This window comes from Methanobrevibacter sp. (assembly GCF_045116495.1).
GTDB lineage: Archaea > Methanobacteriota > Methanobacteria > Methanobacteriales > Methanobacteriaceae > Methanocatella.
In genome coordinates this window covers 1-8166 of the sequence record NZ_JBGULU010000112.1, presented here as the reverse complement: position 1 = coordinate 8166, position 8166 = coordinate 1, and the positions used below count along the sequence as shown (strand labels likewise).

5 protein-coding genes are annotated in these 8166 nt (G+C 35.6%); all 5 read left to right on the top strand.

Going from position 1 to position 8166, the window contains the following annotated elements; translation table 11 throughout:
* Window positions 1-849, top strand: an 849-nt coding sequence (locus ACJMLH_RS06190; protein ID WP_405275790.1) for a hypothetical protein, incomplete at its 5' end; no start/stop codon positions are given.
* A gap of 110 nt (window positions 850-959) precedes the next feature.
* Window positions 960-1778 (top strand): DUF368 domain-containing protein, encoded by an 819-nt coding sequence (locus ACJMLH_RS06185; protein WP_405275792.1) that lies wholly within the window; start codon window positions 960-962, stop codon window positions 1776-1778.
* A 132-nt stretch (window positions 1779-1910) separates the two neighbouring features.
* Window positions 1911-4145, top strand: a complete 2235-nt coding sequence (locus ACJMLH_RS06180) for an Ig-like domain repeat protein (protein ID WP_405275788.1) — start codon at window positions 1911-1913, stop codon at window positions 4143-4145.
* Between the two features lie 124 nt (window positions 4146-4269).
* The gene (locus tag ACJMLH_RS06175; RefSeq protein WP_405275786.1) at window positions 4270-6861 is read left to right on the top strand and encodes a DUF5814 domain-containing protein; all 2592 of its coding nucleotides are present in this window, start codon (window positions 4270-4272) and stop codon (window positions 6859-6861) included.
* 5 nt (window positions 6862-6866) lie between these two features.
* A partial coding sequence (locus tag ACJMLH_RS06170; protein WP_405275784.1) for a helicase HerA-like domain-containing protein occupies window positions 6867-8166 on the top strand: 1300 nt, incomplete at its 3' end.

The window sequence follows — 8166 nt, the reverse complement described above, 5'->3', positions numbered from 1 at the left end:
GGAAGGATAGTGGAAATTCATCCAACTGAATACAGTGTCATTGACCCGAAAATCTACAAGCCGGATTTGGTTTTTGAACTGGAAGACAAGGTAATAATACTTGAATTCCAAAGTACTTATGTGGATGTTAAAGACAAGAGGAGATTTAGATTCTACAGTGCTTTAGTAGATAATGTCGCAATCAAATCAAAAAAACCTATTGAAGTACATGTTCTAAGCACGATTGAAAAGGATAATACGAAATGTTACATGGTCAATCAGCAGTCTAGATTTCCAATATATATTCATTCTCTTGAAAAATATGATGCAGATGAGTTTTTAAATACTATTAATGTCAAAATAGAAAATAAGAAAAAATTGTCCAAAAAGGAGTTATTATTAATAAGTTTGCTTTGTTTCATGAAATCGGAGAAAAATTCTGATCAGCTGATACTGAAATCTGCAATAACAATAACAAATATCCCAGATTATAATTCAGAAATTGCTCAGTTTGTTAAAGGGGTAGTATTGTTGTTATGTGACAAATTTGTTAAAGATGAATCATTGAACAAAACAATTTCAAATTTGGTAGGTGGTAACATGAAAATCGTGGAAGAATATGCTCAAAGAAAAGTAGATGAAGCAAAAGTAGAATTCCAAAAGGAATTGCAGGCAAAAGATGATGAGTTATTTGCTAAAGATAAGGAATTAGTTGCTAAGGATGAGGAATTAGTTGCTAAGGATGTTCAAATTAAAAAATCCAAGCAAAATGTTGTAATAAATTTAGATAAGGAAGGTTTTTCCCTCGATGATATTGCAAGACTTGCCGATGTTAGCCCGGAGTTTGTTAGTGAAACCTTATCAAAATAATTGTTTTTATAATTACTTATATAATTGAGATTGAACTAATTATTATATAAGGTGATTATTTGAGTTTTGATATTAAGGAAGCTATTTTAATTTTTATTCGCGGAGTCCTGATGGGTTCTGCAGATATTGTTCCCGGAGTTTCCGGTGGAACAATAGCATTGATTACAGGAATTTACGGTCATTTAATTGAAGCGATAAGTAAAATCAAATTTGGATTTGTAAGGCCACTTCTCAAAGGTGACATTAAGGGTTTTAAAAACGAGCTCTTTGATGAAATCGATTTCAAATTCTTCATACCCCTGATTTTGGGTATTGGTGTTGCTTTCTTAACACTGGCTAAAGTCGTAACCTATTGTATGGATACACATACTGCGCTTACATATTCCTTCTTTTTAGGTTTAATCATAGCTTCAGCGGTAATCTTATTTAAAAAACTCAACCAAATAAATTTGAAAAACATTATATTTACCGTTATCGGTGCAATTTTGACTTATATCTTTGTAAGTCTGAATCCTATAGCGGCCAATCATTCACTGCCTATAATCTTTATTTCAGGTATGATAGCCATTTGTGCAATGATTTTGCCAGGTATTTCAGGTTCATTCCTGCTGTTATTGCTGGGCCAGTACAAATACATGTTGGATGCACTTCATGAACTTCATTTTGTAGAAATCATTGTTTTTGTGGTTGGTGCATTGATTGGAATACTTGGATTTTCAAAAATCCTGAATTATTTGCTCAAAAACCATGAAAAGGTAACCATGGCATTTCTTATTGGCGTAATGCTTGGATCTTTAAGGGTTCCGGGTTTTCAAATTGCAAATTCAGTCGGTTTGAATTTTGCAGGTCTGTTCCCGTGCCTTATCGTTGCAGTTATCGGTTTCGGACTGATTATTATTTTGGAAACCAGATTTGATTACATTGATTAGTTTAACTTAATGTAATCAATTAGCTATTTTTTTTAATATTTTTGAATTAACAGTTCATTTTTACAGAAATCATTTAAATTATTTAATAGAAATATATTTATTAGGTTATTATTTTTTTTTAGTGGTGAAAAAATGAAATTTAAATTGATATATCTAGTGATGATTATTGTCATTTTCTCATCCATTGCAGCAGTCAGTGCAGGAGAGCTAAATGAAACATTGACTGCAGATGTCAGCGATGATTTGGCTTTGGATGATGATAATGTATTAACAGTTTTTAATGATGCTCCCCTTGAAGATTATCAGGATGAAAACATCTTGAATGTATCTGACAATGAAGATAATGCTGTTTTGCAGGCTGATGATGGTTCTACAAAGGAAAGTGAATCTCCATTATATGGGATTGTGGATATAGGCTCAAATTCCATGGAATTGAGAATATATGAAATTAAGAAAAGCGGAAAGCCCAAATCCGTTTTTTCTTTATCTGAAAAGTCAGTAACAGCAATTTATGTTGAAAACAACACTTTGTCAGAAAAGGGGATTGACGAATTCGTATCCATTATGAAAGACTTTAATGATATAATGGATTTGCTCAAGGTCAAGACAAAATATGCATTTGCAACCGCCAGCTTAAGAAAGATAGATAATGGCGAGGAAGTTATTGCAGCCGTTAAAAAGAAGGTTGGATTGGATATTCACTTGTTGAGTGGTGAAAAAGAGGCAATGACAAGCTTCAATGCCGTTAAAAACGGTGAATTGACAACAGATAATGGTATTGTTATTGATTTGGGTGGGGGAAGTTGTGAAGTGATTGATTTTGTCAATAAAACAGTAGTAACTTCCGAAAGTATGCCTATAGGTTCAAACTCTATTTATACCGATTATGTCAGCGAATTGTTTCCGAACGGCACTGAGATGAAGGAAATAGAAAATAGGGTATTGAATGAGTTGAAAAAGCTTTCTGTAACAAATGAAACTCAAAGACATGATTTATTCGGTATTGGAGGATCTGTAAAGGCTATCAAGAACGTTTTGCTATATCTTGAATCCATTGATGATGATACAGACAGTATTCCTGTTTCAATGCTGGATTCTTTATTGGATATGTTCAGCCAGCCGACAAAAGACAATTATCAAATAATTCTGAATATCAATGCTGAAAGAATTAACACATTCGTACCGGGATTGGTTATTACAAGAACAATTGCCAATTATTTCAACATGTCCTATTTGCATTTCTGCAAAAAAACAGTAAGGGATGGAATTTTAGCGGAAATCCTTGAAAATGAAAGCAGGGAAACTAAAGAAAAGCAGAATGTTTCCTTGAATGTCAGTGACATTTCCATTGCCATTGATGAAAATACGGAAATTCAAGTAACACTTCCAAGCAATGCAACAGGGACAGTTAAAGTTAATTTGAATGATAATGAGTATGTTTCTTCACTTTTAAACGGAAGTTGCAGTATTATTCTTCCGAAATTGCAATCTGGCAATTATTCTGTTAAGATAACTTATAGCGGTGACGATAATTATGTTTCCAACAAAACAAAAATAAACGTTCATGTCAAATCAGCATCACTAGATGCACATGACATGGTTAGGGGATACAATAGTGATTATGACTATCAGGTAAAACTGATTGATGAGAATGGAAACGGCATTTCAAACAAATTGATTTCATTTACTGTAATGTCAAATCAATATTATGCAATAACAGATGCTGATGGTTTTGCATGTGTTAAAGCAAACTTGAATGCAGGAACATATAATGTCACTGTTTCATCTGCAATTGCCGGAAACTCCACTAAAACACTGAAAATCCTAAAGCGATTTGAAAACAACAGGAATTTAAAAGTCTATTACGCAAGCAATGCCAATTATAAGGTCAGGATTATTGGTGACGATGGAAATCCTGAAATAGGAGGCCAAAACGTTACTGTAGTGATTGACAATAAAATAAAAAGTTTCAAAACAGATGAGAACGGATTTATTACAGTAAAAATTGATAAAAACTTTAAGGTCGGTACTCACACCATCAAAATCCAGTATAGGAATTCTAGTGTTAAAAATAATGTTGTTGTAAAACATCTCTTGGCTCTTAAATCAGCAACCGTGAAAAAATCCGCTAAAAAACTGGTGTTAACCGCAAGTCTGGCAAAGGTCAACGGAAAATATCTGAAAAATAAAAAGATTACGTTCAAATTTAACGGCAAAACCTACAAGTCAAACACCAATTCCAAAGGCATTGCAAAGGTTACCATCAAATCTAGTGTCCTCAAAAAGCTTAAGATTGGAAAAAAAGTTTCCTATCAGGCGACTTACCTTAAGGATACTGTTAAAAGAACTGCAAAAATCTTAAAGTAGGTGTCTTTAACATCTACATCTTTTTTTCTTTTTTGCCGAATCGGGCAAATCCGCTTGTCATATTATTTAAAACTGATATAATTCGGTAAATCTATATTAACAATTAGAAATATAATTTAAATTAATGTTGGTTTTAAAGAAGGTTAAAAAACAGTGGAGGTTATATCCAATCGGTTCTCCAAAAGGAGCTCTTAATCATAAAAGGGAACCGGAATTTGTTGGAAACATCAAGTTTTCAAATCAGGGTGACACTCTGGCCATTGCAAGATTTGTTGCAGATTACAATTTCAATGACAATTCCTCACTGAATGAAAAGCTGATGCCTCCAGGTGAAGTAATTAAATTACTCAGATCCCAAGCTGTATTTTTAGCGACACCTGATGAAAAAGTGGAAAAATTCCTGAAATCCTTGAATATCAAGGTCAGGAAAACTCAGGTATGTGATTTCTGTGCCTTTGAAGGCAATATCACAATTGTAAACTCATCTTATTCTTATAAACATAACAATCAGCTGATCTGCAAGGACTGTGCTCATGACACTATCAAGGAAGAGCTGAAGATGCAGGGATTCGATAAGGCCATTTTCAGAAATCTTAAAAAGACTCTGGAGAAAACCGGAAGTCTGGAGAAAACATTGTCTGTTCTTGATCCCCATTTTGATGCAGTCAAAAACAAAAATCTGACATTGTTTGACAAAACCAAAAAGTCAAGGCATATCATCCCTCCGGTTGACATGAAACGATTGAAGATACCTAAGGAATTTAAGCAAATTCTTTTAGACTCCGGAAACACCAAGCTGCTTCCTGTTCAGTATTTGGCCATCAAGGAAGGGCTCCTCAAAGGCGAGGATTTATTGGTCGTAAGTGCAACGGGTTCAGGTAAGACTCTGGTCGGTGAGCTTGCAGGAATTACAGAAGCATTAAAAGGCAAGAAATTCGTATTTTTAACTCCTCTGGTTGCTCTTGCCAATCAGAAATATCGTGACTTTAAAAAGAAATACTCCAAACTGGGATTGAAAGTTGCCATTAAGGTTGGAAGAAATCGTGTTAAGGCAAAAGGAGAACTGAATTTTCCGGATTCTGATGTTTCATCATCAGACATTGTTGTTGCAACATATGAGGGAATAGATTATCTTTTAAGAAACGGCAACTCAAAAAGCTTATCCAATTTGGGTGTTGTTTTAATTGATGAAATTCACATGATTGACGATGAAGACCGTGGAACACGTCTAAACGGTCTGATTAAGCGTATAAAGCATTTATATCCTAAAACTCAAATCATCGGTCTGTCCGCTACTGTTAAAAATCCGGAATTTTTAGCAGATGAATTCAACATGAAGCTGGTTAAATACGACGAGCGTCCGGTTCCGCTAGAAAGGCACCTTGTATATGTCAGAAGCGAATCTCAAAAACGCCATCTGATGCAAAGATTGGTCAAAAAGGAATTCAATACCAAATCCAAAAAAGGTTTCAGGGGTCAAACAATCATATTTACTAATTCAAGGCGAAAAACTCATCAAATCGCCAATTTTTTAACAAACAAGCATGTCAATGCAAAGGCATATCATGCGGGACTGTCCTATTATAAAAAGGAAAAAATAGAAAAGGACTTTGACAAGGGCAGAATTTCATGTGTCGTAACCACGGCGGCTCTTGCGGCGGGCGTTGACTTTCCGGCTTCCCAGGTAATATTCGACTCACTGGTGATGGGAAACAAATGGATTAATCCGAATGAGTTTTCACAAATGCTTGGCCGTGCAGGAAGACCGTCCTATCATGACAGAGGTATTGTCTATCTGATTCCTGAAGTTGGAAATGATTTTGCAGGTGAATCTGAAGAGGCAATGGCATTGGAGCTTTTGGAAAGCAACAGCGAGGATGTCTATATAGAATATGATGAAGAGTCTGCCTATGAACAGATTCTTGCCGATATTTCATCAACATCCATTAAATCAGTGGATGAACTTAACAAATTCTATAAAAACATTGATGTTCCGGTAAGCATCAAGATAGCTGTTGATGAGATGGTGAAGCTGGGACTGATAGATAAAAGCCTCAACAACAAATTGGAAGTTACAAAATATGGCCGGGCGGCATCGGTATCATTTTTATCAATCGAGGATGCCGAATTTATCAAAAATACTCTTAACGATTATAATTATCTCAAACGCTATGTTGGGCTTTCTCCGATGTATAAGAAAAAGGATAAGTATGATAAGCTGAAGGTGCTTATTCTGGCAATGGCACTGGATTTGGAAATGTTTGAAAATGCGTATCTGTCAAGTGTAATTCACAATCAGATTGCAAACGCCTTGAAAATTAAGTTTTCAACAAGGCTGTTTGCCGAATCGACTTTGGATATAATTTCATCAGGTGAAGCCATTGAAAAGGTCGACAAGAAATTCCAGGATGCGCTTATTGCTCTTCAGACGGATTTCATGCAGTGCAGGTGTCAGGACAGGCCGTTTTGCAGCTGTATGCAAAGGGGAATTTCAGAAGTCATTGTTCACGAAAGACTTAAAGGTAAGGACCCTCAAGATATATCAAATAAGCTATTCAGAAAATATCAGATTCAAGTCTATCCGGGAGACATTTTCTCATGGCTGGACAATTTTGTAAAAAACCTAGATGCAATAAAAAGAATTGCTAAAGCTTATAACAGGCAAAATTTTGTCAAAAAAACTAATTGGTTAATTAAAAAAATAGAAAACGGGTGAATGAAATGTATGCAGAAGATAAAATATTGATTGGTTGTAATGAGAATACTGAAGTATTCTTATTGCCAAAGCTGGCTAACAGACATGGTTTAATAGCAGGGGCAACCGGAACAGGTAAAACAATTACCTTAAAAACCCTTGCGGAATCATTTTCAGATATGGGAGTTCCAGTATTTTTAGCTGACATGAAAGGAGATATTTCAGGACTTGCCAAAATAGGTTCTGAAACTGAAAAAATCAAGACAAATGTTGAAAAATACGGCCTTGCAGCTAAAGGATTCAAATATCAGGCATATCCGGTTGAATTCTGGGATCTGTTCGGTGAAAAAGGTCTTCCGGTAAGGGTAACACTATCTGAAATGGGACCAACACTTCTTGCAAAAATCCTTAATCTGTCTGAAGCGCAAACAGGTGTTTTGAATATTGTATTCAGAGTTGCTGACAATAACTCTCTGCCTATCATAGACTTGAAGGATTTAAAAGCAATGATTAATCATGTCGTTGAAAACAAGGCACAGTATGAAAGTGAATACGGTGCAATTGCCGAGAAATCAGCAAATACAATTTTAAGAAGCCTCATTACTCTTGAAGATCAAGGAGGTAACGACTTTTTCTTTGAACCTGCACTTGATTTAAATGACTTTATAAGAGTGGATGAAAACGGTAAAGGTATCATCAACATTCTTGATGCTCAAAAACTCTCACTTTCTCCTGAAATCTACTCAACATTCCTGTTGTGGATGCTCTCCGAACTGTTTGAAAACATGCCTGAAGTTGGCGACATGGACAAGCCTAAATTCGTATTCTTCTTTGACGAAGCACACCTGCTTTTCGATGACATGTCTCCTGAATTCGGCAAAAAAATCGAACAGATTGTAAGACTAATCAGATCAAAAGGAGTTGGATTGTATTTCATCTCACAGTCTCCTGCAGATATTCCTGATGACATTCTTGCACAGCTAGGGAACCGTGTACAACATGCACTTCATGCATACACTCCAAAAGACCAGAAGGCTGTTAAAGTTGCAGCAGAAACATTCAGGCCAAACCCTAACTTCAACACTGCAGATGTAATCTCAGAGCTTGGAATCGGTCAGGCACTTGTTTCAGTTCTTGATGAAAAGGGTGTTCCTACAGTAGTTGAACAGGTGGATATTGTTCCCCCTCAAAGCTATATAGGAGCCATTGACGATGCAATGAGAGCCGAACTGATCAACTTATCCGAGCTTAAACCTAAATACTATGAAGCAGTTGACCCTCAATCCGCTTATGAACTGTTATTGAATAAGATTGAAGAGGATTCCA